Origin of the sequence: Candidatus Palauibacter sp., from assembly GCF_965261555.1 — a bacterium.
Lineage (GTDB): Bacteria > Gemmatimonadota > Gemmatimonadetes > Palauibacterales > Palauibacteraceae > Palauibacter.
On record NZ_OZ253465.1, the window covers coordinates 1,653,546 to 1,678,410 of the forward strand.

General features: G+C 67.6%; 19 protein-coding genes. 12 read left to right on the forward strand and 7 right to left on the reverse strand.

The genetic code is table 11. The features are described from left to right. Positions 1-6: 6 nt before the first annotated feature. Genes ACQY5G_RS07140 through ACQY5G_RS07155 form a run of 4 tightly spaced genes read left to right on the forward strand, consistent with a single transcriptional unit; the run spans position 7 to position 5,021 of the window. A complete protein-coding gene (locus ACQY5G_RS07140; protein WP_428278341.1) occupies positions 7-990 on the forward strand; it encodes an alpha-E domain-containing protein in 984 nt (327 codons plus the stop codon). Further along, on the forward strand, positions 987-1,859 hold the full coding sequence (locus ACQY5G_RS07145; RefSeq protein ID WP_428278343.1) for a transglutaminase family protein: 873 nt from the start codon (positions 987-989) through the stop codon (positions 1,857-1,859). Before ACQY5G_RS07140 ends, ACQY5G_RS07145 begins: the two co-directional genes overlap by 4 nt. Beyond that, the gene (locus tag ACQY5G_RS07150) at positions 1,856-2,572 is read left to right on the forward strand and encodes a TorF family putative porin (RefSeq protein WP_428278345.1); all 717 of its coding nucleotides are present in this window, start codon (positions 1,856-1,858) and stop codon (positions 2,570-2,572) included. Before ACQY5G_RS07145 ends, ACQY5G_RS07150 begins: the two co-directional genes overlap by 4 nt. A gap of 31 nt (positions 2,573-2,603) precedes the next feature. Then, entirely contained in the window at positions 2,604-5,021 is a 2,418-nt protein-coding gene (locus tag ACQY5G_RS07155) for an efflux transporter outer membrane subunit (protein WP_428278347.1), read from the forward strand. A 54-nt stretch (positions 5,022-5,075) separates the two neighbouring features. On the opposite strand, the gene ACQY5G_RS07160 is transcribed toward ACQY5G_RS07155, so the two are convergent. Next, positions 5,076-6,119: a DUF3500 domain-containing protein gene (locus ACQY5G_RS07160; RefSeq protein ID WP_428278349.1), complete on the reverse strand. Its 1,044-nt coding sequence runs from the start codon at positions 6,117-6,119 to the stop codon at positions 5,076-5,078. A gap of 131 nt (positions 6,120-6,250) precedes the next feature. Here ACQY5G_RS07160 and ACQY5G_RS07165 point away from each other — a divergent pair, with 131 nt between their 5' ends. The 6 genes from ACQY5G_RS07165 (at position 6,251) to ACQY5G_RS07190 (ending at position 13,452) form a co-directional block, all read left to right on the forward strand. After that, positions 6,251-7,390, forward strand: coding sequence for an ABC transporter ATP-binding protein (locus tag ACQY5G_RS07165; protein ID WP_428278351.1), 1,140 nt, complete (start codon positions 6,251-6,253; stop codon positions 7,388-7,390). Then, positions 7,387-8,511, forward strand: a complete 1,125-nt coding sequence (locus ACQY5G_RS07170) for an ABC transporter substrate-binding protein (RefSeq protein WP_428278353.1) — start codon at positions 7,387-7,389, stop codon at positions 8,509-8,511. Before ACQY5G_RS07165 ends, ACQY5G_RS07170 begins: the two co-directional genes overlap by 4 nt. Next, the gene (locus ACQY5G_RS07175) at positions 8,501-9,604 is read left to right on the forward strand and encodes an ABC transporter substrate-binding protein (protein WP_428278355.1); all 1,104 of its coding nucleotides are present in this window, start codon (positions 8,501-8,503) and stop codon (positions 9,602-9,604) included. The genes ACQY5G_RS07170 and ACQY5G_RS07175 overlap by 11 nt, the downstream gene beginning before the upstream one ends. Positions 9,605-9,674: 70 nt before the next feature. Then, a complete protein-coding gene (locus ACQY5G_RS07180) occupies positions 9,675-10,835 on the forward strand; it encodes an ABC transporter permease (protein ID WP_428278358.1) in 1,161 nt (386 codons plus the stop codon). Next, positions 10,835-11,644 carry an ABC transporter permease gene (locus ACQY5G_RS07185; RefSeq protein ID WP_428278360.1) on the forward strand — a complete coding sequence of 270 codons (810 nt, stop codon included), beginning with the start codon at positions 10,835-10,837 and terminating at the stop codon, positions 11,642-11,644. Before ACQY5G_RS07180 ends, ACQY5G_RS07185 begins: the two co-directional genes overlap by 1 nt. A gap of 95 nt (positions 11,645-11,739) precedes the next feature. Further along, a complete protein-coding gene (locus ACQY5G_RS07190; RefSeq protein WP_428278362.1) occupies positions 11,740-13,452 on the forward strand; it encodes an RNA-binding domain-containing protein in 1,713 nt (570 codons plus the stop codon). Between the two features lie 13 nt (positions 13,453-13,465). Here ACQY5G_RS07190 and ACQY5G_RS07195 read toward each other — a convergent pair whose 3' ends face one another. Then, positions 13,466-14,683, reverse strand: a complete 1,218-nt coding sequence (locus tag ACQY5G_RS07195; RefSeq protein ID WP_428278364.1) for a serine hydrolase domain-containing protein — start codon at positions 14,681-14,683, stop codon at positions 13,466-13,468. Positions 14,684-14,901: 218 nt separating this feature from the next. Here ACQY5G_RS07195 and ACQY5G_RS07200 point away from each other — a divergent pair, with 218 nt between their 5' ends. Next, positions 14,902-15,756 (forward strand): aminotransferase class IV, encoded by an 855-nt coding sequence (locus ACQY5G_RS07200; protein ID WP_428278366.1) that lies wholly within the window; start codon positions 14,902-14,904, stop codon positions 15,754-15,756. Between the two features lie 39 nt (positions 15,757-15,795). Here ACQY5G_RS07200 and ACQY5G_RS07205 read toward each other — a convergent pair whose 3' ends face one another. Beyond that, complete coding sequence (locus ACQY5G_RS07205) at positions 15,796-16,956, reverse strand: PQQ-dependent sugar dehydrogenase (protein WP_428278368.1); 1,161 nt, start codon at positions 16,954-16,956, stop codon at positions 15,796-15,798. A 143-nt stretch (positions 16,957-17,099) separates the two neighbouring features. Here ACQY5G_RS07205 and ACQY5G_RS07210 point away from each other — a divergent pair, with 143 nt between their 5' ends. Continuing rightward, entirely contained in the window at positions 17,100-18,455 is a 1,356-nt protein-coding gene (locus ACQY5G_RS07210; protein WP_428278370.1) for an FAD-dependent oxidoreductase, read from the forward strand. 42 nt (positions 18,456-18,497) lie between these two features. On the opposite strand, the gene ACQY5G_RS07215 is transcribed toward ACQY5G_RS07210, so the two are convergent. From ACQY5G_RS07215 to ACQY5G_RS07230, 4 genes are all read right to left on the reverse strand, one after another. Continuing rightward, a complete protein-coding gene (locus ACQY5G_RS07215; RefSeq protein WP_428278372.1) occupies positions 18,498-20,276 on the reverse strand; it encodes an SLC13 family permease in 1,779 nt (592 codons plus the stop codon). 88 nt (positions 20,277-20,364) lie between these two features. Then, the gene (locus ACQY5G_RS07220) at positions 20,365-21,453 is read right to left on the reverse strand and encodes a hypothetical protein (RefSeq protein WP_428278374.1); all 1,089 of its coding nucleotides are present in this window, start codon (positions 21,451-21,453) and stop codon (positions 20,365-20,367) included. Then, positions 21,450-22,355: a hypothetical protein gene (locus tag ACQY5G_RS07225; RefSeq protein ID WP_428278375.1), complete on the reverse strand. Its 906-nt coding sequence runs from the start codon at positions 22,353-22,355 to the stop codon at positions 21,450-21,452. Before ACQY5G_RS07225 ends, ACQY5G_RS07220 begins: the two co-directional genes overlap by 4 nt. Before the next feature lie 199 nt (positions 22,356-22,554). Beyond that, a complete protein-coding gene (locus ACQY5G_RS07230) occupies positions 22,555-24,792 on the reverse strand; it encodes a S9 family peptidase (RefSeq protein ID WP_428278377.1) in 2,238 nt (745 codons plus the stop codon). Between the last annotated feature and the right edge of the window lie 73 nt (positions 24,793-24,865).

Sequence of the window (24,865 nt, forward strand, 5' to 3'; positions counted from 1 at the left end):
CGAACGATGCTAGCCCGGATGGCGGCGAACTTCTACTGGCTTGGGCGCTACGCGGAACGGACCGAGAACACGGCCCGTCTGCTCGAGTATCAGCTGACCCGGCTCGTGGATACGGACGCCGACGAACTCGCCCTCGGGTGGCGCGTCGTCTACCGGGCGCTGAGTCAGTCCCCTCCGCACGCGCCGGCCGATGTGGACGAGGCCGAGGCCTTCCTCATCGCGGATGCCTACACGTTGACCGGCGGCCTCGTCGAGGACACGACGAACCCGGCATCGATGATTTCGTGCTGGGGGATGGCGAGGGAGAACGCCAGGGAGATCCGGCCCCGGCTGCCCCTGCCCGTGTGGGTGTGCCTGAACCAGGGATTCCTCTGGCTCCAGGAGACGGAGTTCGCCGACGCCTGGGGCGAAGGACCCGCGGCTCTGGTGAACCAGGTGATCGACCGGCTCCGCCTCCTCGCGGGAGTCGTGGACGCCAGCATGGCGCGTGACGATGCGTGGCGGTTCCTCGAACTCGGCCGTTACGTGGAGCGGCTGCAGCAACAGGTCGTACTGCTCGACATGTGGGATCGGATTGCGCGGCCGGACGGCGACGGCCTGGTCCTGTCCTGGGCCGATTTGCTGCGCGTTTGCGGCGCCTTCGAACCCTATCGCCGGGATCGGTCGCTCACCCTGCGGCGCAGTTCCGTGCTCGGCTTTCTGCTGCGGAACCCCGAGATCTCCCGTTCCGTGCGCTACGCGACCGATCGCATCGAGTCCGCGCTGCGGGGAATCGACCCGGCGGGGGGGCGCCCGCCGCTCGCCCCGCCGCACCGAATGGTGCTCCGCATGGCGGCGGCCGTCGAACTCGACCCCGGTGAGGAGGAACCCCCACCCGATGCGGCGTCCGGGGAGGTCTTCGAGTCTCTGACGCGCGACAGCCGGATCCTGCACAGCCTCATCCAGGCCTCGTACGTCGACTACCCGGTGGCCGCGGGGCTCCCAGCATGATCGCGCACTACACCATCGAACACGCGATCGAGTTCGTCTACAGCGCGCCGGTTACGGTGTCCGTCATGACGCTTTATCTGCACCCGGTGCAGGACCGAAGGCAGGTCGTGCGCGGGTTCACGCTCGAGACCGACCCGTCCGGCTCCGTATTCGAATTCGAAGGACCCTTTCACAACCGGGGCCACTTCTTCGATCGCCCCGGAAAGCACCGCCGTCTCTCGATCGTCGGACGTTCGACGGTGGAGGTGGGCCCGATACCGGAGACGCCCTCCGAGGTCGGGGAAGACGCGTGGGCCCGGCTCGGCGCCGCGGCGAGCGCTCCCGAACTCGGGCTGATGCTGCAGCCGAGCCGTTTCGTCCGCTCCTCGCCGCTCCTCGCCGACTTCATCAGAGGCTGCGGCATCGAACGCGGGGACGATCCGCTGGCGACCGCCACGGCTCTGGGGAGCCGACTCCACGAGTCGTTTGATTATATTCCCGGTACGACCGCCGTCGATTCGCCGATCGAGCGCATCCTCGAGAGCCGCGAGGGCGTGTGCCAGGACTACGCTCACGTCATGGCGTCGATCCTGCGGGGCTGGGGGATCCCGACGCGTTACGTGTCGGGCTATCTGGGTCCGGACGGCGGAAACGGCAGTGGCCCGGCGACGGGCGAGAGCCACGCCTGGGTCGAGAGCTGGTTCCCGGGCATGGGATGGGTCGGCTTCGATCCGACCAACGACACACAATGCGACGAGCGCCATGTGCGGGTCGCGGTGGGGCGCGACTATGCCGACGTTCCGCCGACTCGCGGCGTCTTCCGGGGTTCCGCGGAGTCCATGCTTCGCACCCGGGTCACCATAGAAAGAGGAGGAGAATCGTGCCCGTGATCCGCGTTGATTCGTTCCGGTTCCGGGGGCTCCGGCTCGTTGTTGCCGTGGCGGCCCTCTTCGCCTTCGCCGTCCCCGCGCAGGGCCAGTCCGTCTCCATCGGGGCCGACGTCGTGAGCCGCTATGTCTGGCGCGGCGTCGACTTCGGCGAATCCATGGCCGTGCAACCGGCGATCACCTTCGGGACCGGAGGGCTCGAATTCGGCGCGTGGGGTTCGTACTCCATCTCCGCCTCGGGCGCCTCCGCCAACGAGAACGATCTCTGGGCCACCTACACCGTGACGGCCGAGTCCGGTCTCTCCGTCGCGGTCGGAATCACCGACTACTACTTCCCCTCGCCCGGCGCCGACGCGGGCTTCGGGGCCGGCGCGGCGCACACCGTGGAGTTGTCGCTCGGCTTCTCGGGTCCGGAGACCTTCCCGATCTCCCTCTTCGGAGGCATGCTTACCGAGAGCAGCGTGCTGTACGCGGAGGTGGGCGTGCCGTTTGCGATTACCGGAGCGGATGTCGAACTGCAGCTGCACATGGGTTTCGTGGGCGGCGAGAGCGACTTCTACGGCACCGACGAAGCGGCCGTGGTCAACCTGGGGGTCACGGCGAGCAAGGACCTCGCGATCACCGAAACCTTCGCCGTGCCGGTGAGCGTGGCGTACATCCTGAATCCCGATCAGGATCGCGCGCACCTGGTGTTCGGCTTCAGCATCGCGCCCTGAGCACGCGATGACGCGCACGGGAGTACCGCGTGTGAGGAAATTGATGCGGGCGGCCCCGCTCCTGCTTCTCTCCGCCTGTTCCCTGGCTCCGGGGCCGTCCCTTCCGGAGCCGGTGGCGGAGATGCCGGACGATTTCTCGGCCCGACTTCAACCGGGGGCGTACGAGCCGCTGGAGTGGTGGACGGCGTTCCGGGATCCGGTGCTCGACGCCGTCGTCGATTCCGTGCTCGTCTCCAACTTCGACCTCGCCGCGGGCGTCGCGCGCGTCCGGCAGGCTCGCGCGAGGGCGCGCATCGCGCGGGCCGACCTCTTCCCGAGCGTGGGGGCGAGCGGAACCGTGGCCGACACCGACACGCCGACGGACGCCGGGATCGGCGCGCAGATTCAGGCTCTCGGGCTGGGGGGTCCGGGCGATTCGATCGCGGGTTTCGTGTTTCCGGACAGAATCGACCTGACGACGTATTCCGTCAGCGCGGATTTTGCCTACGAGCTGGACTTCTGGGGACGCGCCCGCAACGACGCGCGGGCCGCCGGATCGGAGTATCTGGCCTCGGAGTCGGACTTCCACTCGGCGCGGATCGGCATCCTGGCCGAGACCATCACCACGTACTTCGACATCGTCAGCCTGCGGCGCCAGACGGAACTGGCCCGCGAGGCGGTGGGGGTGCTGCTTGAACGCGAGTCGCTGGCTTCGACGAGCTACGATCGCGGCCTGATCGATTCCTGGACGCTGTCCCAGGTTCGCCAGGACCTCAGGAACACGCAGGCGGGGCTGCCGCAGCTCGAGACGCAGCTCACGAGCGCCGAAGCCCGCCTGGCCGTTCTCCTGGGCGGCTATCGGGAGGATGTCGAGGCGATCCTGCCCGACTCCCTCGCGCCGCAGCTTGCGGCGGATCCCGTCCCCGGCGGGGTTCCGGCGGACCTCCTGTTCCAGCGGCCCGACGTGAGGGCAGCGGGCCAGCGGCTCGACGCGGCCCGCTACAGCATCGGCGCGCGCCGGGCCCAACTGCTTCCGTCGCTCTCGCTGTCCGGTTCCATCGGGCTGGCAAGCGCGGACGCTGGCGACCTCTTCAACGCGCAGCAGTGGTTCACGAATCTGATCACGAACCTTACCGCGCCCATCTTCCAGGCGGGCCGGCTTCGGAGCAATCTCGCGCTTGCCGAGGGCCGTTTCGACGAGGCCGCAGCCGCGTACGGACGGACGGTGGTGACCGCGGTGAACGAAGTCGAAACCGCGCTCACCGGTTTCGAGAACGAGACCCGGCGGCACGCGTTCCTCGCCTCCCAGCGCGACGAGGCGCTGGCGACGACGGAGCTGCAGTCGCAGCGGTACGAGTCGGGGGTCGTGGGCTACACCGACTATCTCGACGCCCTGCGCACGCTCCTGAACGTCGAGGCGGCGCTGGCGGGTGCGACGCGGGATCTGGCCCTGGCGAGGCTGGCCGTCCATCGGGCGCTGGGAGGTGCCTGGGCGTCGCCCGAGGCGGCCCCCGAGCCGCGCATGGTCCCGACGTCCGGGAAAAGCGAAGAGGCCGACCTCCTCGACCCCAACTATCTCGGGACCTACTCGATCATCGGGCGCGATCCCGCGACCGGCGAACTGGGGATGGGCGTGCAGTCGAAAGCGTTCGGAGCGGGAAACCGCGCGATGCACGCGAAGGGCGGACTCGTGATCATCGCCCATCAGGCCGCCGCGAACCCCATGTACGGGGCGATCGGCATCCAGCTCCTCCAGGCCGGCTACTCGCCCGAGGAGGCCCTCGAGATGATGGTGGGGAGCGACCAGGGCCGGGACCGCCGCCAGGTCGCGATCCTCGACCAGCAGGGACGGACGGCCGCCTGGACCGGCACCGGCGCGAGCGACTGGAAGGGCCACCGGTGCGGCGTGGACTACTGCGCGCAGGGGAACATCCTCACGGGGCCCGAGGTCGTCGACGCGATGGCGGCCTCGTTCGAATCATCCACCGGCCCGCTGGCGGAACGGCTCATGGATGCGCTCGACGCCGCACAGGCGGCGGGCGGCGACGCGCGCGGCATGCAGTCCGGAGCCATCCTCGTCGTGGCCCCGCGGGTCAACGGCGGCTACAGCGACCGCGTCGTCGACATCCGGGTGGACGACCACGACGAACCGCTCGCCGAACTGCGCCGGGTCCTCGACATGTACCGTTCGGGTCAGATGTTGCGCGAAGCCTCGAGGATGAGGCGGGACGGCGATCTGCAGGGCGCCCTGGCGCTGGCGCGCGAAGCCTCGGCCAGATCGCCGGAGAACGACAACGCGTGGGTCACGCTGGCCGCGCTCCTGCTGGACGACGGACGCGAAGACGACGCCTTCGACGCCCTGGAGCGGGCGGTGGAACTCAATCCCGGACGACGGCGCACGCTGCCGGATGCAGACGACTTCGAGCGCGTGCGCGAGGATCCCCGCTTCCTGAGGCTCATCGGCCGCTAGCGACGGGATCCGGCGACTCGCGAACGCCGGATCCGCGTCGCCACCTCGTCGCCGCTAGTGGTGGTCGGACTCCTCGTAGTGGCGCGCCAGCGCGTCGCCCCCGAAGTCGTTCTCCAGGTCCCGCCACACCGAGTGGACGTGGTTCGCGTCGTTCTGCGTGTTGTCGTACTCGATGAGGAAGGCCGGGGCGTGGACCCGGTAGTAATGGCCCTCACCGGGTTCGAGCGACCCCGCCCAGGCGAAGTGGATGTCGCCCGCCGGAATCTCGTTCTCGACCCGCATCCTCCAGTCGGAGTCCGTCGCCGTGTTCCCGGCGTACTCATGCACGATCTCGAACAGGATCGCGCGCTGCTCCGCGGTCATGGCGTCGGCGGGGAGGCCCTCGAACGCGCCGAGCCGGGCCTCACGGTCGTTCCCGGTGAGGATGTCGCTGGGGGCCTCGGTGGCGATGGTCGCCCGCTCGCGCTGATCCGGCGTGAAGCTCCGCATGAGCGCCCGGGCCAGGTCTTCCTCCCGCCCCAGCGGCCGCCAGCCCGCCTTCGGACCCGATGGCACGCGGGCGGGGTTTGCGCCCATGAACGCGGGGCCCGTCACCGTGAGCCGGCCCGAAGGCGATGAGAAGTTGAGGGAGAGGTGATGCCCTTCGAACCGCCATGCCCACGCCCCTTCCGACGACGGGTCGCCGAAGATCGCGACATAGTAGTTCTCCGGGTCCCGGCGCTCGGGGCGCCCCTCCAGGAGTCCGAGGATTCGCTCCAGTTCGATGATCGCGCTGGCCTTCAGAAAGCCCTGGCTGCTCATGGCGGCCTGGAGGAGGTCGTGCGCGGCGGCGCGCTGCTCGGTCGTCATGTCGGCGAGCGGCAGTCCGTTCCGCGACCTCGGGACGAAGTGCCAGTTGAAACGCTCCTCGTCGTCGAGGGAGAAGAGCGCCTTCTCTCGTCCCGCCTCGTCGAGCAGGGCCACGAGGGCCTGAGCGGCGGAGGCCGAGTCCATCTTCGCGCCGGGCTCTCCTGCGGCCGCAATCGCGAGCCCGGCCACGGGCACGAGCAGGCAGGCCGCCCACGTGACCCGTCCCGCCGTCCGATTCCTGATCTTCATCGTTCCTCCTCCGCTCAAAACAGCCACGGTGGCACACACTCGCGGATTGGCGCCGCCGGCTTCAAGTTGATCGACCCCGACCGGGGACCGATCACCATTCCATATTCCGAAGAACAAGGCAGAATCGCCAGATGATCGCGGGTTCCAACGGCGCGGAGGGCGACGGTCGCAGCCAGGCCAAGCACGTCGAGTTCGAGGGCGTGAGCAAGAGTTACGACGGCCACACGCTGGTGGTGGACGATCTCAACCTCGGCATCGGCAAGGGTGAGTTCGTGACCCTGCTCGGCCCTTCGGGTTCGGGGAAGACGACGATCCTGATGATGCTCGCGGGCTTTCAGCCGGCGACGTCCGGCGTGATCCGCATCGGCGGACGCTCCGTCCAGGACCTTCCGCCCCGCAAGCGCGGGATCGGGATGGTGTTTCAGAACTATGCGCTGTTTCCGCACATGACCGTGGGCGCGAACCTCGCGTTTCCGCTGGAAGTGCGAGGGATTCCCGAGGATCGGCGCCGCGAGCGCGTCACGCGGGCGCTCGACCTCGTCCGCCTCGGCGGCCTCGAGGACCGGCGGCCGGGCCAGCTTTCGGGCGGCCAGCAGCAGCGCGTGGCCATCGCCCGCGCTCTCGTGTTCGAACCCGAACTCGTGTTGATGGACGAGCCGCTCGGCGCCCTGGACCGCAGCCTGCGCGAGGAGATGCAGTACGAGATCCGTTCCATCCACCAGAGGCTGGGCGTGACTGTCGTCTACGTCACCCACGACCAGCAGGAAGCGATGGTGATGTCGGACCGGATCGCCGTCCTCAACGGCGGCCGGATCGAGCAGATCGCCGGAGCGGAAGGGCTTTACGAGGAGCCGGAGCGCGCCTTCGTGGCCCGCTTCATCGGCGAGAACAACCGGCTCCACGGCGAGGTGGTGCTCGTGGAGGACGACCTGTGCGAAGTGGACGTCGGGGGCGAGCGGATCCGGGCCTTCCGGATCGCCCCGTGCGGAGTAGGCGACACGGTTACGCTCTCGATCCGCCCCGAGCGGATCGCGATCAAGCCCCAGGAGGATCTGTACCATAACGAGGTCGACGCCGTCGTCGAAGACATGACTTTCCTCGGCGACCACCTGCGCGTCCGGCTCGCCGCCTGCGGGCGCCGGGATGTCGTGGCCAAGATCCCGAACATCGTGGGGCACGGCGCCATGATGGTGGGCGACCCCATCCGGATCGGCTGGACCGTCAACGACTGCCGCGCGCTGGACTTCGAAGGGGAAGAGGAGATCGCATGAAGACGAGATCTGCAATCCACACGTCGCGCGATGGGGTGCTCGTCGTCCTCGCGGTCGCAGCGGCGTTCACGCTCGGGTGCGGACCCCAGGCGCCGGAGGGTCCGGCGATCACCGCCGTTTCCTGGGGAGGCTCCTACGGCCGGGCGTATCGCGGGGCCATCCAGGTCCCGTTCATGGATGAGACCGGGATTCGGGTGGACATGGAGGACTACAACGGCGGCCTGGCGCAGATACGGGCGCAGGTCGACGTCGGCGCCGTCCACTGGGACGTCGTCGACCTCGAGATGGCCGATGCGATGCGGGGCTGCGACGAGGGCCTTCTGGAACCGATCGACATCGACATGCTGCCGCCGGCCCCCGATGGGACGCCCGCGAGGGACGACTTCTATCCGGAGCTGCAGGGTCCGTGCGGGGCCGGGATGTTGTTCTATTCCACGGTCTACGCCTACAACGCCGACCTCTTCCCCGATGAGAAGCCCGCGACGATGGCGGATTTCTTCGACCTGGAGAGGTTTCCCGGACGACGCGGCATGCGTCGCGTGCCGCAGGTCAACCTCGAGTTCGCCCTCATCGCCGATGGCGTTCCGCTCGACGAGGTCTATGCAATGCTGCGCACCCCGGAGGGGCTGGACCGGGCCTTCGAGAAGCTGGAGACGATCGCGGACCAGGTCATCTGGTGGGAGGCGGGCGCCCAGCCGCCGCAGATGCTGGCGGACGGCGAGGTCGTGATGAGTACCGCCTACAACGGTCGCATCTTCAACGCGCAGGTGCTCGAGGAGCAGCCGTTCACGATCGTGTGGGACGGCCAGCTGCTCGACTACGGCCAGTTGAGCATCGTGGCGGGGACGCCGCGGCTGGAAGATGCGCTCCGCTTCCTGCGCTTCGCGACGACGGGCGAGTCGCTCGCGGCGGTCGCGCGCCGGATCTCCTACGGTCCGGCCCGCCGGTCGGGAGAACCGCTCGTCACCACTCACCTGGCGACCGGCGTCGAAATGGCGCCCCATATGCCCACCAGCCCCGAGAACGCGGTGCGCGCGCTGCGAAACGACTGGGAGTTCTGGGTGGACAATCAGGACGCGCTGAATGAGCGCTTCAGCGCCTGGCTGACCCGTGCGAACTGACCGGGCGATGATGGCTCTGGCCCGAGCCGCGGCGTACACGACCGTGATCGCGACGTGTTTCGTCGGGCAGGCCGCGGCCCAGTCGATTACGGCCGTCTCCTACGGGGGCTCGTATCAGAAGGCGAGCATCGAGGCGTGGTACGAACCGTTCGCCGCGGCCACCGGCATCCGCGTGGACGTCGAGGACTTCAACGGCGGTCTGGCACAGATCCGGGCCCAGGTCGAAGTGGGCAACGTCTACTGGGATGTCGTGGACCTCAACGCTTCCGACGTCACGATCGCCTGCGACGAGGGTCTGCTCGAGTACGTCGATCCGGAGATGCTCCCTCCGGGACCGGATGGGACGCCCGCCGAGGAGGACTTCATCTCCGGCACCCTCTCCGACTGCGGGGTGGGGGGCGTCGTCTGGTCCACGATTTACGCATACGACGCCAACCGTTTCCCCGGCGCCCGGCCGGAGACGATCGCGGACTTCTTCGATCTCGAGAAGTTTCCCGGGCGCCGCGGGATGCGCCGCGTGCCCATGGTGAACCTCGAGTTCGCCCTGATGGCCGACGGGGTGCCGGCAGAGGACGTGTACGCTGTTCTGGACACGCCGGAGGGGCTGAGCCGCGCCTTCGACAAGCTGGATACCATCAAGGACCAGGTCGTCTGGTGGGAGGCGGGCGCCCAGCCGCCGCAGATGCTGGCCGACGGCGAGGTCGTGATGAGCACGGCCTTCAACGGCCGCATCTTCAACGCGCAGGTGCTCGAGGGGCAGCCGTTCGAGATCGTCTGGGACGGGCAACTCCTGGACATCAATCAGCTGGCCATCGTCGCGGGCACGCCGAGGCTGGACGAGGCGATGCGGCTCGTGAGCTTCGCGAGCACCGCCGAGGCGCTCGCCGGTCTCGGCCGGAGGATCTCGTACGGTCCCGCGCGGGAATCGGCCGCGCCGCTCATCACCACTCACCTGGAGACGGGCGTGGAGATGGGCCCGCACCTGCCCACGCATCCCCCCAACATGGCGCGCGCGCTGCGGAGGGACTGGTCCTGGTGGGTCGACAACCAGGATGAGCTGAACGAGCGTTTCAGCGCCTGGCTGGCCCGGTGACCGGATGACGGGACGCCGCCGACGCAGGGTCGCGAGGGTCGGTCCGGGCCGCCGGGATCGGCTTCGGGCGATGGGGCTCGTTCTGCCGCTCCTGATCTTTCTTGGCGTCACGTTCCTCGCGCCGCTGGGGACGATGCTGGTGAGGAGCGTCTACGATCCCGTCGTGGCGGACGCCCTGCCCGCGACGCTCACGGCGTTGCGCGATTGGGACGGCGAAGGGCTCCCCCCGGAGGCGACGTACGAGGCGGCCGCCCGGGAGATCGGGGCCGCGCGGGAGGCGAGAACGCTGGGGCAGGTGGCCAGCCGGACAAACCGGCTCCAGAGCGGGCTGCGCGGCGTGTTCACGCGGACCGCCCGGGACCTGCGGGAGGTGGCGGAGGGTCCGTGGCGAGACGCGATGGCCGCCATCGATTCCGCCTGGGTCGACCCGGGCACCTGGCACGCGATCCGCGCGGCCGGCGAGCGCGTCACGGCCCGCCACTACCTGAACGCGCTGGACATGCAGCGGCTGGCGGACGGTTCCGTCGCGCGGCAGCCGGAGGAGCGGCGCATCTATCTGCCGCTCCTGTGGCGCACGCTGCTCGTAAGCCTGGCGATCACCGTTTTCTGCCTGATCCTCGGCTATCCGATCGCTCATCTCATCGCGCACGCCCGCCCGCGCCGGGCCGGCCTCCTGCTCGCTCTCGTCCTCGTTCCCTTCTGGACTTCGCTCCTCGTGCGGACGACCTCGTGGATCGTCCTCCTCCAGACGCAGGGCGTGGTCAACGACCTGCTGGTGGCGATCGGACTCATCGGGGACGACGGCCGGCTGTCGATGGTCTACAACATGACGGGCACGCTCGTGGCCATGACGCACGTTCTTCTGCCCTTCATGGTGCTGCCGCTGTACTCGGTCATGCGGTCGATTCCGCCCCTGCACATGCGGGCCGCCGCCTCGATGGGCGCCACGCCCGCCCAGGCCTTCCGCCGCGTCTACTGGCCGCAGACGCTGCCCGGCGTGGGCGCGGGCTCGCTCCTCGTCTTCATCCTCGCGATCGGCTACTACATCACGCCGGCGCTCGTCGGCGGGAGCAGCGGCCAGCTGATCTCGAACATGGTGGCCTACCACATGCAGACGTCGCTGAACTGGGGGCTCGCGGCGGCGCTCGGCGCGCTCCTGCTGGTGGGCGTGCTCGTCCTCTACCTGCTCTACGACCGGCTGGTGGGCGTCGAGCGCATGAGTCTGGGCTAGTGATCGGAGCCCGCGTCGGCCGCATCGGCTACCTCGCCTTCTGCACCTGCGTCTTCATCTTCCTCGTGGCGCCGATCATCGTCATCGTGCCGCTCAGCTTCAACGCGGAACCCTATTTCACCTTCACCGAGGGCATGCTCCGCCTCGACCCCGAGGCGTGGTCGCTGCGGTGGTATCGCGAGATCGTGGAGAACGAGGCGTGGACGCGCGGCCTCGTGAACAGTCTCGTGATCGGCGTCTCCGCCACCCTGCTCGCGACGGCGCTCGGAACGCTGGCCGCGCTCGGGCTGTCGAGCCCCGCCATGCCGGCGCGCCGCTTCATCACCGGCCTCCTGATCTCGCCCATGGTCACGCCGGTGATCATCGCCGCGGCGGGGATGTTCTTCTTCTACACGAACCTCGGACTGGCCCAGACGCACCTGGGGCTGATCCTGGCCCACGCGACGCTGGGCCTGCCCTTCGTCGTGATCACGGTGGTCGCCACGCTGTCGGCCTTCGACCGCAACCTCACGCGGGCCGCGGCCAGCCTCGGTGCCGGACCCGTGCGCACCTTCCGGACCGTGCAGTTGCCGCTGATCGCGCCCGGTGTGATCTCGGGAGCCCTGTTCGCCTTCGCCACGTCGTTCGACGAGGTGGTCGTCGTCCTCTTCATGGGCGGGTTGGAGCAGCGGACCATCCCCCGCCAGATGTGGGCGGGGATCCGCGAACAGATCAGCCCCGCGATCCTCGCGGTCGCCACCTTCCTGATCGTGTTCGCGCTCGCGCTCCTGTTTACCGTCGAATGGCTCCGCCGCCGCGCGTCAGCCTGAGGGATCCTGCCGGAAGGTCCGAAGTGTACTGGACCCGAGCTTCGCGATGCATTACAATGAATAACACAACATTATGAAAATGGAGTGTTATTTCGGTGAATCTCGCTGAGATCGCGACCCTGCTGGACCGGCTGGACGGGGAACCTGCTGATGCCCTGGAGTCCGAAACCCTTGAGTTCAAGTCCTGGGATCCAAGCGGGCAGGCCAGACGCACCCAGGTCCGCGAGCTTCGGGAGTCCGTCGTAGCCTTCGCGAACGCCAAAGGCGGCATTCTGGTCCTCGGCGTGGCAGATCGCAAACGAACCAGAGTGGACGCGATCCACGGCGTGGCGCAACTCGACGACGCCGCCCTGCGTCGCGAAATCTACGATGGCACCGACCCTCATCTTCTCGTTGAAATCGAAGAGTTACGAGAGCCGGAGGGCCGACTCCTCGTCGTTCGCGTGCCGGTCGGGATTCCGCCCCACACGACCTCCGATGGCGTGGCCAAGATCCGCATGGGCAAGGAAAACCGGCCGCTTACGGGATCGACCTTGGCCCAGCTTGTCGTATCGGGCGGCGGTCGCGACCCCACCGCCGAAGTACTGCCAGACGTCGAACCTTCGGATCTGGATCCGGAACAGTTCCTGCTGCTGCGTCAGGTCATTCGAGCGGATGCCGAGCGGCGGGATCTCGCGGAGTTGGCGGACCGTGACCTCCTGGGCGCACTGGGGCTTGCCTCGGAGAGCGGCGTCACGCTCGCCGCCGTCCTCCTTCTGGGCTCCCGACCTGCGCTGGCGCGCTACGCCCCCGGCCACGAAGTGATATTCTCTCGCTGGAAGGACTCCACCCGGTACGACCTCCGCCGCGACATCAGGAGCCCGCTGCTGCGGGCGCTGGAGGAACTCCGTCGGCTCCTCGAGGCGAACCTGCAAATAGCCACCATCGATCCCGTGGGTTTCCAGCAGCTCGAGATCCCCGATATCACCTGGTGGGTCGGACGCGAGGCCGTACTGAACGCGTTCGTTCACCGTGACTATTTCCTGCGCCAGTCGACCCATGTCGATCTTCGCGACGGATGGCTGGAAGTCGTCAGCCCGGGAGGGTTCATGCCCGGGGTCACGCCCCGAAATATCCTCCGTCACCGGCCCGTGCGCCGGAACCCGCTCCTTGCCGAGGCACTACAGATGATCGGGCTGGTAAACCGCGCCGGTCTCGGCGTCGACCGCATCTATGAGGAACTCCTCTCGTTGGGCAAGGGGATCCCGCGCTACGATGCGGATGAGTCCCAGGTGCGGTTGATCCTTAACACTCGCACGCACACCGCGTTCGCACGCCTGGTGCACGATTTAAGGCGTCGCGGAACCGATCTCTCCCTTGACGACCTGATCGCCCTGCGCGGCTCGACGCGGCGAGGGTTTCTCGACCGGTGGTCGGCGTCGGAATTGCTCCAGTTACCGGAGGAGGAAGCGGCGGTCCACCTGATTTCGCTGCGGAAGCGGGGGTTTTTTGTTGCACAGGGAAGAGGTCCGGGAACGGTGTACCGCCTCGCGCGACGCTATGCCGAGCTTCTTCCGGACATGGAAGCGGCAGATAGCGACCTGTGGATTGACGAAGAGGCGCTTCGCCTTCGGTTGCTTGCTGTCCTGTCGGATCGGGGCCGACTGACGAACGCGGAGATAAGACGGATTTCCGGCTACACTCGGACGCAGGTGCTCAGGCTCATGCGCGCAATGCGCAACGAGAAACTCGTCAGAGTTCGAGGTCGCGGTAGAGGTGCCCATTACGTGCCATACGGAGACACAGCTTCGAATCGTTCGGGCGATTAGCTCGATCCTGCCGTCAGTTGCCCTCGAGCGACAGGTTCACGAGTTCGCGGAAGCGCTCGAGGCGGGTGCCGCGGTTGTCGCCGCGCGGCGTCTGCGTGAACACGAGACCGATGATCTCGCGATCCGGGTCGAGCCACGCGTTCGTGCCGTCCGATCCTCCGTGGCCGTACGTGCCGTCGGCGAGCCGCCACCCGTATCCGTAGTAGCTCGCCTCGTCCCCCTCGCCGGCGATGTGGATCTTCGGTGACGTCATGAGTTCGACGGATTCCGGCGTCAGGATCTCGGCCCCATCGTAGGTGCCGCCGTTAAGGAACATCTGCGAGAACACCGCATAGTCCCACGCCGAGGAGATCATGCCGCCCGAAGCGCGCGCGAAGGGAAAGGCGACCGGGCCTCCGGGCGTGCCGCCGGGAGTCCAGTCCCCGTCGGGTCCGCGCTGGTAGTAGACCGCGCCCATGCGATCCACCTTCCCGCCCACCTCGTGCGCGGCGTGATGATTGTAGCTGTCCGCCATCCCGAGCGGCCCATAGACCGTCTCCATGAGCCGGTCCTCCAGCAACTGGCCGGAGGCGATCTCGACCAACGCGCCGAGCGTGTTGTACCCCGGATTGTTGTAGGAATACGTCTCTCCCGGCGTCACCTCCGCTCCGACCGCGCCGAAGCGGGCCGACTCGCTCTGCAGGGTCGGATTCTCGCCCAGCGGCTGCAGGAAGAGGGTGGGGATCCGGAGCCCGCTGCTGTGGGACAGGAGGTGTCCGACCGTGATGAACCCCGCGCGGTAGTTGTCCCACTCGGGGATGTACTCCCGGACGAGGTCGTCGTAGGAGAGCTTGCCCTCCTCCACGAGTTGCGCGATCGCGGTGGCCACGACGGGCTTCGTATTGGAGGCCATGCGGAACATCGAATTCCGCTCCATGGGCAGCCCCCGCTCCTTGTCGCGCATGCCGACTGCCTCGTGGAGGACGATCTTCCCCTTGCGGGCGACCAGCAGGACGGCGCCCACGATGTCTCCGCGCTCGACCGCCTCGTGGTACAGTCCGAGGGCGCCCTCGAGGACGGCGCGGGACATGCCGACCTCCTCCGGTTCGCCGTAGGAAAGCGTGCGCGCTTCCTGCGCCGCCAGTGCCGGGGCGGACCACGTCGCGCCCGCGAGGATCGTCGATGGCAGGATGATCGCCAGGAAGAGCCACCGAGCGGCAGGGATGCCGCGAACTCGCCGCGAAACCTTCATCAGTCCTCCGGAAGCAGAAGAAAACGGGCCGATAGCGGACCCGCCCGCTGCACGCTAACGCGGTGCACGAACGTGAACCAGATCGGGACCGACCTTGCCCCCCCGGGCCCGACACGGGCATCTGGTGTGGTGTCTCGGAAGTCCGCGAGCCACCGAGCGTGCCGAGGCGCCGGGTTCCGCGGCGGCGCGACCGCCCGGCGATTCCCTGAACGGAGGGGTTGCAAACCATCATCGTCTATCTGAACGGAGACTACCTCCCCGTCGGCCAGGCGCGCGTCTCGGTGAACGACCGCGGCTTCCTGTTCGCGGACGCGGTCTATGAGGCGATCCCGGCGTACATGGGCCGCTGTTTCCTGCGCGAACGCCACCTGGCCCGGCTCGCCCGGGGCCTCGAAACGCTCCGGATCGAGGCGGACGTAGCTCCCCTCGCCGACGTGGGTGACGAACTCCTGGCGCGGAACGACCTCGTCGCCGCCGAGTTCTCCGTCTTCTACATGCAGGTGACGCGAGGCGCCGCCCCCCGCTCGCACGCGTTTCCGAAGGAGGCGGTCGCGCCCACCGTCTACGCCTTCGCGAAGGAACTCGTCCGCACGACGCCGGAGCGGTGGGAGCGGGGCTTCGGCGCCATCACGCTGCCCGACCAGCGCTGGGCCCGCGCCGACATCAAGACGACCGGACTCCTGCCCAACGTCCTCGCACAGCAGGCCGCGGTGGAGGCGGACGTCGAGGACGCGATCTTCATCCGCGAGGGGATGGTTCAGGAGGGAACGCACAACAACGTGTTCGCGGTTCTCGGGGGAGAGGTGACGACGGCCCCGGCCACGAACCACATCCTGCACGGCGTCACGCGCGCCTTCACGCTCGAACTGTGCGCCGGACTGGGCATCGCCGCCCGGGAACGCGCTTTCACGGTGGACGAACTCCGGGACGCCGACGAGATCTTCTTCACGGGGACGACGACGGAGGTCCGGCCGACCGTGGAAGTCGACGGCCGGCCCGTGGGGAGCGGTCGCCCGGGCGAGATCACCCGGGCGCTGTCGGAAGCCTACCGGCGGGCCGTCGCCCCCGGCTGAAGCCGGTCGCGCGACGGGGCCGCCCGGGGACCGACAACCCTAGCGCGTCTCGACCGGCTCCATGCGGAGGATCGCCGTCCTTTCGCTCCCCCGGCCGTCGATCGCGAGGTAGATGAGCCCGTCCGGCCCCTGCCGGACATCGCGGATGCGCCCGAAGCCCTGCACGAGCGTCTCCTCGCGCACGACCTGCTGGCCGTCGAGCGTGAGGCGCGCCAACTGCTGGCCGGCGAGCCCGCCCGCGAACAGGTTCCCCTTCCAGTGCGGGAAGCGGTCGCCCGTATAGAAGAGCAGTCCCGAGACCGCGATCGACGGCACCCAGAAGTGCTCCGGCGGCTCCATCCCCTCCTTGTGTGTTCCCTCGTGGATCGCGGTGCCCGAGCGGTAGTTGACGCCGTAGCCGACGACCGGCCAGCCGTAGTTGAGCCCCGGCTCGATGAGGTTGAGTTCATCGCCGCCCTGGGGACCGTGCTCCGTGGCCCAGAGGTCACCCGTCTCCGGGTTCATGGCCATCCCCTGCTGGTTGCGGTGCCCGTAGCTCCAGATCTCGGGTTGTACGTCGGGATCACCGATGAACGGATTGTCCTCCGGGATCGTGCCGTCCTCGTAGACCCGGCTCACGGTGCCGTGATGGTTCGAGGGGTCCTGCGCGGGGTGTGCGTAGAGGTCGCCGCGCGCCGGAGCCTGGCGTTCCCCGACCGTGATGAACAGGTGTCCCTGTCCGTCGAACACGAGACGCGATCCGTAGTGGCCGTATCCTTCGGAGACCGCGACGAAGATCTCCTCGATGTCGGTGAGTGCCCCGCTCTCGTACCGTCCGCGGATGACCGCCGTCGTCCCTCGCTCCGTCTGGTTCGGCTGCGAGAAACTCAGGTAGAGGAGCCGGTTGCTCTCGAAGTCGGGGTGGGGCACAACGTCCATGAGTCCGCCCTGTCCCTCCGAAATCACCTCCGGCACGCCGGTGACCGCCTCCGGCAGGAGCATGCCGTCGCGGACGACGCGCAGCGTGCCCGCCTTCTCGGTCACGAGCATCTCGCCGTCCGGCAGGAAGGCGATCGACCACGGCTGCCTCAGCCCCTCCACTACGGGGACGAGCCGGTAGTCATGGTATGCCGACTGAATCACCTCCTGGCCCAAAGCCGGAGTCGCGGTCGACAGAAAAAACCCGGCGGCGAAGATCGCCAGTGGGGTCCGCTTGATCATCTCATCTCCAGGGTAAATCATATCGTCCATCTCGTGGTTCATGCGTTGGCGAAGCCCGAAAAACTGCGGCGGTCGCCCCTTGAACAGCAAGGCCGGTATCGACCCGGCGGGAGGACAGGGCCCCCCGCGGGAAGGGGAGACGGATGAAGAACATCGCCATCGTCGGCGGAGGCGTCTCGGGCCTGGGGGCTGCATGGGCGCTCCATCACGACCCGGACCGGTTCGATTTCAGGCTGTTCGAGGCCGGAGAGCGGATCGGCGGAAACGCCGTCACCGTCGACATGCCGCAGGAGGACGGGAGATCGATCCCCTTCGACATTTCCGTCACCGCGTGCATCCCCTCCGTATATCAGCACTTCGTGGTGTTGCTGGAGCAGTTCGGCATCGATCTGATCGACACGAGATTCAGCTACAGCGTCAAATATCGCGGGGGAACCTATGCCCACGACTTCGATTCGGACATCAGGGAACAGCTGCAGCTCGAGATCCGAAAGTTCCAGCGCATCCTGCGGCTGCTGCACCGATTCGGACGGCTCACCCATTCGCGGTCGAAGTTCCTGAACGCGCTCAACCCGTTCAACTACATCAGCATGGGGGCCGTCCTGAATCTGGCCGGCCTCTCGGGAGACTTCAGGTACAAGATCCTGAAGCCGATGTTCGTCAACTTCCTGATGGCGACGAACGTCTTCGACATGCCCGCCTCGCTGTTCTCCAGGTATCTCGAGTTCTTCGACATCGAAGCCGCGACGACGATGCAGACGTGGGACCGGGGAACGCGGCGGATCTACGACAACCTCTCCGCCGGCTTCCGGGAGAAGATCTATCTCAACCGGCCCGTCCGCAGGGTGGTTCGACGGGGATCCCACGTCGAGGTCGAGGATGAGGACGGCGCGCGGGAGAGCTTCGACGCGGTGATCTTCGCCTGCAATGCGAACCAGACGCTGATGATGCTGGACGAGCCGTCGTTCCTGGAGCGCTACATCCTCTCATCGATCCGTTACGAGAGCGAACTCCACAACCATACGGTCGTACATTCGGACGCCTCGGTCCTGCCGGATGACGAGGTGAAGGCGCTGGAAACCCGGAGCAACCATATCGAGCAGTACGGCGCCAGGCCGGACAACTACGAGATCACCTACATCATGCACAACCAGCAGCCGTGGGCGAAGCGCTCGGACAAACCCTGTCTGGTCACGTACAACCCGATCAGCGAGATCGATGACGGGAAGGTCATCAAGAGGTGGTGGTTCCAGCACATCGTGCACGACGTGCGTCATGTCGCGTGGATCGTCCCCCTCTTCCGTTTCATACAGGGCAGGAGGGGGAGTTGGCACTGCGGCGCCCACACGCTGATCAACAGCCAGGAAACGGCCTTCGTCACCGGGCTCGCGGCCGCGAGACAGATCGGCGCGGACTACCCCTTCGAGGATCCCGAGGCGAGAAGGATGTTCAACTACTACGGCCGCATCCTGTACGGCTGGCGCTTCAGGAAAGCCTGAGCGTCAGTCGCCGACGGCCGCAAATCCGGATCCCCGGCCGGATCAAGGGCTGCGCCAGAAAAGAGGAATGAGGAGGCTGGCCGTGATGAGGAGGATGAGGTTGAGCAGGCCACCCACCTTCACGAAGTCCGAGAAGCGATATCCGCCCGGCCCGTAGATCATGACGTTGGTCTGATACCCGAAGGGCGTGACGAACGAGGCGGATGCCCCGAACATCACGGCGATGAGTAGCGCGTACGGGTTCACGCCCGCCTGCGTGGCCGCGAGGATCGCGACCGGGGTGAGCATCACGGCGGTCGCCGCGTTGGACACGATGGCGGTCATGAGGACGGTCACCAGGTAGAAGGCCGCGATGAGCCCGACCTCTCCCAGCGGCGCCGTCAGCGTCACCACCCCATGCGCGAGCAACTCCGCCGCCCCGGTGGTCTCGAGCGCCACCCCGAGCGGGATCAAACCGGCCAGGACGAAGATGACCAGCCACTCCACCTCCGCGTAGATTTCCTCGACGCGCACACAGCGCGTGAACACCATCAGGCCGACGCCGGTGAGCGCGGCCGTCATGATGTCGAGGATGCCGAGGCTCGCGCTGAGCACGACGCCGACCAGGATCCCGGCAGCCACGCCGGCCCGCGGTCTGCTCCCGACCTGCGTCTTCACTTCGCCCACGGGGACGAACCCGGGATCTTCGACGAGGCGTCCGAGCGCGCTCGCCCTCCCGTGTACCAGGAGGAGGTCGCCTACGCGAAACGAGACCTCCGCCAACCTTTCCGTTACGGTGACGCCGTGATGCTGGATCGCGAGCACGGCCGCATCGTAGCGTTGCGCAAAGTTCAGATCGCGAAGCGTCCGGCTTACGAGACTCGAGCCGGGCGCGACGAGAACTTCGACCAGCCGGCCGCCCCCGGCCAGGTCGAGTCCCTGCTCCTTCCGCTCCCTCGGCGTCTCGAGTCGCTGCCGGCGCGCGAGTTCGAGAAGGCGCTCGGCGGATCCCTGCACGTAGAGGACGTCGCCCGGCCGTATGTGGCGGTCTCCGTGCGGCGCCGTGATCTCCTGTTCCCCCCGTTCGATGTCCAGCACGGTGACGCCGTACCGTTCGCCCCACTTGAGTTCGGCCAGCGAGCGGCCGTTCGCCGGCGAATCCTCCGGGACGTGCAACTCCGTGACGAAGCGGCGGATGTCGTACTTGCTGGAGAGGTCCGGCGGCCGGATACGCCTCGGCAGGAGCACCCGGCCGACGGTGAAGAGATACAGCAGACCCACGGCGAGACAGATCAGACCGAGCGGCGTGATCGAGAACATGTGGAGGTCGTCGAACCCTCGCCTCATCGCTTCGCCGTGCACGACCAGGTTCGTGGAAGTCCCCATCAGGGTGACGGTGCCCCCGAGAATCGAGACGAAGGAGAGGGGCATGAGATACCGCGAGGCCGGCTCCCTGGCCTGCTCGGCGAGTGCGACGAAAACCGGGAGGAACACCAGCACGACCGCGGTCGTCATGAGGAAGGGCGAGAGGAGCGCGCAGATGAGGCAGAGCGCGAACATGCGGGAGTACTTGCCGCCGAGGGGAGCGGTGCGCGCCCAGGCTCCGATGGCGGACACGAGCCCGGTCTTCCGGAGCCCCAGGCCGAGCACTAGCATCGAGCCGACCGTCACCGTCGCGCGGCTCGACAGGCCCGACACGGCCTCGGCGGGCGTGAGTATGCCGCTCAGGAGGAGGACCACCGGGACCGACATGGCGATCTGGTCCAGCCGCAGCCGGTCGAGGGCGAACAGGACGAGCGCCGCCAGGGTCAGACCCAGCACGAATACGATGTCGAACGTCATGTGACGATGTTCGTCCACCGTACGCCCCGGCACCAGCCCGCAGTTCGATCCGCCGCGCCACGGCGGGAGCGGCTGCGGCCACCGGAAGTCAGTCGGGATCCTCGTCCGTCTGTCGCCGCGCGATGCGGGCGAGCTTCGGCTCGATGGAGGTCATCACCGCCGCGAACAGCACCAGCGCCCAGCCGACCGAGAGGATCAGGTGGAGGCCGACCAGCATGCGGGCGCCGACCGAGACGGGGACGACGGCCGCGTAGTCCTGGGCCAGGGCGTTGAAGAAGGCGAACGACAGCCAGTCCGCCACCCCGGAGCCGGCGCCGGCGAACGCGCCGGGGCTGAAGCGCTCCAGCATCCCGTAGAATCCGGCGAACAGGAAGATGATCGTGAGGTAGCCGACCGCGAACCCGCCGATCGGGACCCACATGACGCGCAGGTAGGCGGCGAGTTGGCCGTACACCTGAAGCCGCGGACGGAGCCACACGGCGGCGGCGCGACCCCCGAGGAACGCCAGCACCGGGATCATCAGGAGCGAGATGGCCAGGGTGAGGACGATCCAGGCAACGTACAGGATGCCGGACAGGCCGGCGTCTTCCTGCACGACGCCGAACGCGAACAGGAGGCCCATCAGAACGGGTAGCGCCAACGCGCCGAGGACCAGCGGCAGGGGCGGTGGGGCACCGTCCCAACCCTCGCGCCGACGGTTGAGGAGACCGATCAACAACGCGGCCCAGGGCACGGCCCCCAGCGGAAACGCCGCCACCAGAGGCGCCAGGTCGACACCGCCCGCAACCAGCCCGGGGATCAACCCCAGACTCAACAGGACGGCGAGAATGAAGGTCTCCCGGGTCACAGCCCGATACCCGGAGAGAGAAGACCGGTCGAACCCGCCGATCAAGCCGAGCGCCAGCGGGCCGAGGGGCGGAAGGATGATGCCCCAGCCGACGCTCAGCCCCCCGGCCAGGAACGCCGCAACGACCCCGACCATAGAGCCGATCAGGATCCCGGTCCCCGAACGGCTTCCCGACCCTCCACGCAGGCCGACGCCCACGCCGATGGCCACCCCGCACCCCGCGCCCAGCAGCACGTCGGTGTGGTTCCCTGTGACCGCGTAACCGAAGGGGACGACGACGAGCGCGACCGCGGCCGCAATCCGGAGACCCAGCGCAATCAACCGTCTCACGATTCCTCCTCCGCGTGACGCCTGGCAATCTGCTCCAGCTTGGGCCCGATGAATGACATCACCGCCGCGAACAGTACCACGACCCACGCCGCCGACAGGATCAGGTGCGTGCCGACGAGCACGCGCGCGCTGTCCGACACCGGGGCGATCGTCGCATAATCCTGGGCGAGGCCGGTGTAGAACGCGAAGAAGATCCACTCCTTGATGCCGACGGTTGCATCGGCGAACGCGCCGGGGCTGAAGCGCTCCAGCATCCCGTAGAAGCCGGCGAACAGAACGATAATCATCAGGTAGCCGATCGCGAACCCGCCGATAGGGACCCACATAATGCGCAGGTAGTCGGCGAGCCGGCCGTACACCCGAAGGCGGGGTTGCAGCCACGCGATGGCGACGCGCCCAAGCAGGAACGTGGCGGCGGGAACTGCCGCCACCGCGAGCCCCAGTATCCCGACGAATTGGAGGACCGGGACGATGCGCGGGGTCAAGCGACCGGATCCAATCTCCTCGTCCACCGTCAGGAAGAGCATCGAGGCAAACAGCAGTACCGCACTCAGGACGAGAAGCCGGGGAGGACGGGTGTCGCGCCATCCCTCGCGGCGGTGGCTGAGGAGGCCGGAAATCAGCGCGATCCAAGGCATGCACGCGAGCGGAAACACCGTGAGCGCCAACGCTTCCGACGTGACCAGGACAGGGAAGAGCCCCAGAGCGAGCAGGACGGATAGTATGAACGTCTCCCGGCTCATGTCCCTATAGTCGGAGAAGGATGTCTCGCGGAGACCGTCATGCATGCCGACCGCCAGGGCCAGGATGGGTGGGACAAGGACCCCGAACCCTTCCAAAGGCGCCACGCCGGCAATCAACGCGGTGGACATCCCGACAATCGAACCGATGAGGATACCCATCCACGGACCGGCCTGCGGGCCTCCCCGGAGGCCGATGCCCACGCCGATGGCGAGGCCGCAGCCCGCTCCCATCCAGACGTCGCGGTGGACCTCGGTGATCGCGTAACCGAACGGTACCACCACGAGCGCGACGGCGGCCGCAGTCCAGACCGCCGGCCAGACCAGGCGGCTCAACGCTCGCTTCAAGGAAGCCGCCGGATCAGCGTTCGGAGACGACCGTGGGGGCCTCCTCGCCTTCGAGCGTCTCGAGGACCTGGCGCCACTGGAACTTCTCGCCGATCCCGCGCACGTAGTAGTCCATCCACGCCATCTCGCTCACTGCTTTCACGAGCCGGTTGCGCGGATCGGGGATGCCGTGGCTGCGGCCGGGATACATGAACAGTTCCGTCGGCACGCCGAGTTTCTTGAGCGCCATGTGGAGTTCAACCGACTGCGGGCTCGGCACGCGCGGGTCGCCCTCCACGACGTGGATCATCGTCGGCGTCTTCGCGTTCGTGATGTACTTGAGCGGGGACTGGTCGAAGTACGTGTCGAAGTCCTCGTACAGGAAGCCGTCGCCCACGTAGAACTGACGGTTCCGCTGCACGTCGCTCTGCGCGTACATGCTGATCCAGTTCATCGTCCCGGCGCCGGAGCTGATCGCCTTGAAGCGGTCCGTCTGCGTGAGGATCCAGTTGGACCAGTGGCCGCCCGCGCTCCAGCCCAGCGTCCCCATGCGGTCCCCGTCCACGATCCCCTCGGCGATCAGGTGGTCGACGCCCGTCATGATGTCCTCGTAGCCCATCGTGAAGTAGTCGCCGACGATGTCCGTGCGGTGTTCGTTCCCGTAGTTGCGCGAGCCTCGGTAGTTGGGCTTGAGCACGGCGTAGCCCGCCCCCGCGTACACCTGTGCGCTGTAGCCGCCGTTGAAGCGGAGGATGTCCGCCGACGCCGGTCCCCCGTGGATCGCGACGATGAGCGGATAGCGCGTCCCTTCCTCGTACCCGACGGGATAGACGAGCACGCCGCCGACCATTTTTCCGTCCGACGAACGCCAGTTGACCTCCGCCTCGTCGCCGAACGCCACCTCGCGCAGTTGCGGGTTCGCGTCCACGAGTTGCGTCCACTTCGAGCGGTCCGGGACGTCGTCCACGCTCGCGACCGTGAACACGGTGGGCGGGGTTCTGGGGTCGCTGTAGTTGATGAGGATGGTGCCGGTGTCGTCATCCTCGGACACGGAGAGCGCCGCCCGCTCCTCGGTGAGTTGCCGGACCGCGCCCGTCTCCACGTCGAGCGCGTGGAGTTGCGTCGTCACCTTGACGCCGGCGTTGAAGTAGATCGTCTCCGAGTCCTGGGACCAGAATCCGACGCTCGAACTCTGGTCGAACTCCGCCCCCAGCTTCCGGAATGCGCCGCCCCGGTCGTCCACCTCGCGGATGTAGACCCGGTTCTCCGTCATCGAGTACCGCTCCATCTCGTCCGGTGCCGAGAAGGCGATCCAGCGCCCGTCCGGGGAGAAGCTGAGCCCGCCTTCGCCGACCTCGTAGTTGTCGGTGAGGCGCTCGATCTCGCCCGTGGCTGCCTCCATCAGGTAAAGGTCCGCGTACAGCCGCTGCGCCGTGATGTTGCGTTCATAACGCTTCGTCGAGCCGCCGGTGATCCCGATCCAGCGTCCGTCGTCGGAGATCGTGAAGTTGTTGACGCTGTACGACGCGTCGTCGGTTTCGCGCCGCTCCTCGGCCGACGCGACACCGACGCTCCACAGGCTCGAGAGTGGCGTGACCGCGTTTCGGACATCGACGGTGAAGCCTTCCTCGCGCCGCTTCACCTCGTCCTCATCGAAGGAGTCGGGGCGCGCGAAGTAGATGCGACTCCCGTCCGGGGAGAAGTCCCACTGGTCGACGCCCGCCTCGCCGTCCGTGATCTGCTCGGGCTCGGCTCCCGCGAGATCGTCGGCCGGCAGCCGGTGGAGTTGCTCCCGTCCGTTCTCGCCGGAGCGATAGACGAGCCAGCTTCCGTCGGGACTGAAGGCGAAACCCGACACGCCCTCGTCCGCGTCCGTGATCTTCCGCGCCTCGCCCCCATCGTGGCGCATCATGTAGAGCTGCGTGTCGTCCCCGTCGCGGTTGGAGGCGAAGAGGAAGAACGATCCGTCAGGAGCCCACGTCGGGCTGCGCTCGTCCTTGTCCTCCGTGTAGGTGAGCCGCCGGTTCGACGCGACGCCCTCGCTCAGCGATACGAGGTGGATGTCGGTCTGGGACTCCGCCGCCTCCCAGTCGGGGGTCGTCACCGTGTAGAGCATCCACGCGCCGTCCGGGCTCGGGGTCCACGAGCCGGCGCGTTTCATCTCCTGAACATCCATGAACGTGAACGGCCGCTCCTGCGCGGCGAGCGGTGCATCCGGCGGCAGGGCGACGAACGCGACGGGAAGAACGAGGGCGACGGTAAGGGAACGCATCTGTACCTCTTGCACGAAAGGTGAACCGGGTCCGCAACTTCCAACCCTCAATCATACGATCCGGGTTATGGGC